Here is a 2,287-nt window from a genome sequence, read left to right as displayed (position 1 = left end):
GCGGGACGCCGTCCGGCACCGTGCCGGACGGCGTCCCGGCCGTCGTATCGGCCGAAGCGTGGGCCGGCCCGGATGACCATGGTCGCCGTTCTGCCCAGCCGACGCGGTAACTCTTGATTCCGCGCCCGGTTACGGGGCGGCACACGGACCGTGCTCCGGTGCCGCCGGGTAGCGTCTGCCCCGTGGTGGCGGGGACACCACGGGGCGCGCTCCGCCGGGCGGCCCTCCCGGCCGCCGCGCAGGATCGTCCACCGCCGGAGCGTGTCCGGCAGGACCGCCGTGGGAACCGTCGTCGCACCAACCTGGAGGCTTGGCTTGCGTGAGCACACCATCGTCGTCGGCTTCGGCACGAAGGGCCGTTCCGCCATCCAGACGCTGACCGCCACGGGTCTGCGGAAGGAACAGATCATCGTCATCGATCCCAGCGGCAAGGTGATCGAAGCCGCTGCCGCCGAGGGCTTCGTGGGGGTGACCGGCGACGCGACCCGCAGCGATGTGCTGATCAGGGCCGAGGTGCAGCGGGCGGGGCAGATCATCATCGCCACCCAGCGCGACGACACCGCCGTACTGGTCACCCTCACCGCGCGGCAGCTCAACCGGGAGGCGAAGATCGTCGCCGCCGTACGGGAGGAGGAGAACGCGCCGCTGCTGAGGCAGTCCGGCGCCGACGCCGTCATCACCAGCGCGAGCGCGGCCGGGCGGCTGCTCGGCCTGTCCGTGCTCAGCCCGAGTGCGGGCGCGGTGATGGAAGATCTGATCCAGCAGGGCAGCGGGCTCGATCTGGTGGAACGCCCGGTGATAAAGGCCGAGGTGGGGCGCGGTGTCCGGGAGACCGGCGATCTGGTGGTGAGCGTGCTGCGGGGGCACCGGCTGATCGGCTACGACGACCCTGCCGCGAGCCCGCTCCAGTCGACGGACCGCCTGATCACGATCGTGCGGGCGGACGGGGTCTCACGACCGCAACCCACGGAGTAGCGCCTCGCGAGGCGCGCGATGTGTGCCCGACGACGGGATTCCGGCGGCCCGTCGCACGGCTCCGGCCCCTGGAGTGGCGGCCCGGCGATGTGGGCGATGGCGGGGTCCGTCGCGAGGCGCCCGCCTCTGGAGTGGCGCCTCCGCCGGAAGGGCCGGCGCCGTCCGGCCACTGGCCGGGAGTAGCCTCGCGGCCATGCATGCGATCACGATTCCCGAACCCGGTGGTCCCGAGGTACTGGTGTGGGCCGAGGTCCCCGATCCCGTACCCGCCGAGGGAGAGGTCCTCGTCGAGGTGGTGGCCAGTGCGGTCAACCGCGCCGATCTCCTTCAGCGGCAAGGCTTCTACAACCCGCCGCCGGGGGCGTCCCCGTACCCCGGTCTCGAATGCTCGGGGCGGATCACCGCGCTCGGGCCCGGAGTCTCCGGATGGGCTGTGGGGGACGAAGTCTGCGCGCTGCTCTCGGGCGGCGGCTACGCGGAGCGGGTGGCCGTCCCGGTGGGGCAGTTGCTGCCGGTGCCGGACGGGATGGATCTGGTCACGGCGGCGGCGCTGCCCGAGGTGACCGCGACCGTCTGGTCGAACGTCTTCATGATCGCCCATCTGCGGCCGGGCGAGACCGTCCTGATCCACGGCGGGGCGAGCGGAGTCGGCACCATGGCCGTCCAGCTCGCCAAGGCGGTGGGCGCGAGGGTGGCCGTCACCGCGGGCGGGCCCGAGAAACTGGCGCGCTGCGCCGAACTGGGTGCGGACATCCTCATCGACTACAAGCAGCAGGACTTCGTGGAGGAACTGGGCAAGGCGACGGAGGGGGCGGGGGCGGACGTCATCCTCGACATCGTCGGCGCGAAGTATCTGGACCGGAATGTACGGGCCCTCGCGGTCAGCGGGCGGCTCGCGGTGATCGGTCTCCAGGGCGGGGTCAAGGGGGAACTGAATCTGTCGACCCTGCTCGGCAAGCGGGCGGCGGTCACGGCGACATCCCTGAGGGCACGCCCGCTGGGGGAGAAGGCGTCGATCGTCTCGGCGGTACGGGAGCATGTGTGGCCCCTGATCGAATCCGGCCGGGTCCGTGCGGTGGTGGACCGCCAGGTGCCGCTCCCGGAGGCGGCGGAGGGTCACCGGGTCCTGGAGTCCGGCGCGCATGTGGGGAAGGTTCTGCTGGTGGCGCGATGAGCTGCCGCCCGGTCACCACGCGACCCGGCTGATCACCGGAGTGACCGGGCACCCGCGGCGCCCGGTCACTGCGGTCGCACCCGGCCCTCCCGGTGGGTGAACCGAGGACAGGCGGTCCGCCGTGGGCCGTAGGGGCCG

1 protein-coding gene and 1 pseudogene are annotated in these 2,287 nt (G+C 72.6%); both read left to right on the top strand.

What is annotated here, in order from left to right:
• Positions 1-303: 303 nt before the first annotated feature.
• Positions 304-975: pseudogene (locus ACWF94_RS39015) on the top strand (potassium channel family protein); the annotation flags it as partial.
• A 193-nt stretch (positions 976-1,168) separates the two neighbouring features.
• Positions 1,169-2,149 (top strand): NAD(P)H-quinone oxidoreductase, encoded by a 981-nt coding sequence (locus tag ACWF94_RS39010; RefSeq protein ID WP_453499804.1) that lies wholly within the window; start codon positions 1,169-1,171, stop codon positions 2,147-2,149.
• Positions 2,150-2,287: the final 138 nt, after the last annotated feature.

Source organism: Streptomyces sp. NPDC055078, assembly GCF_053607985.1.
This window is presented reverse-complemented; position numbering and strand designations above follow the sequence as displayed.

What these genes read in the sequence shown, in the direction of transcription:
- ACWF94_RS39010 (WP_453499804.1), top strand. Translation starts at nt 1,169, where the DNA reads ATGCATGCGATCACGATTCCCGAACCCGGTGGTCCCGAGGTACTGGTG.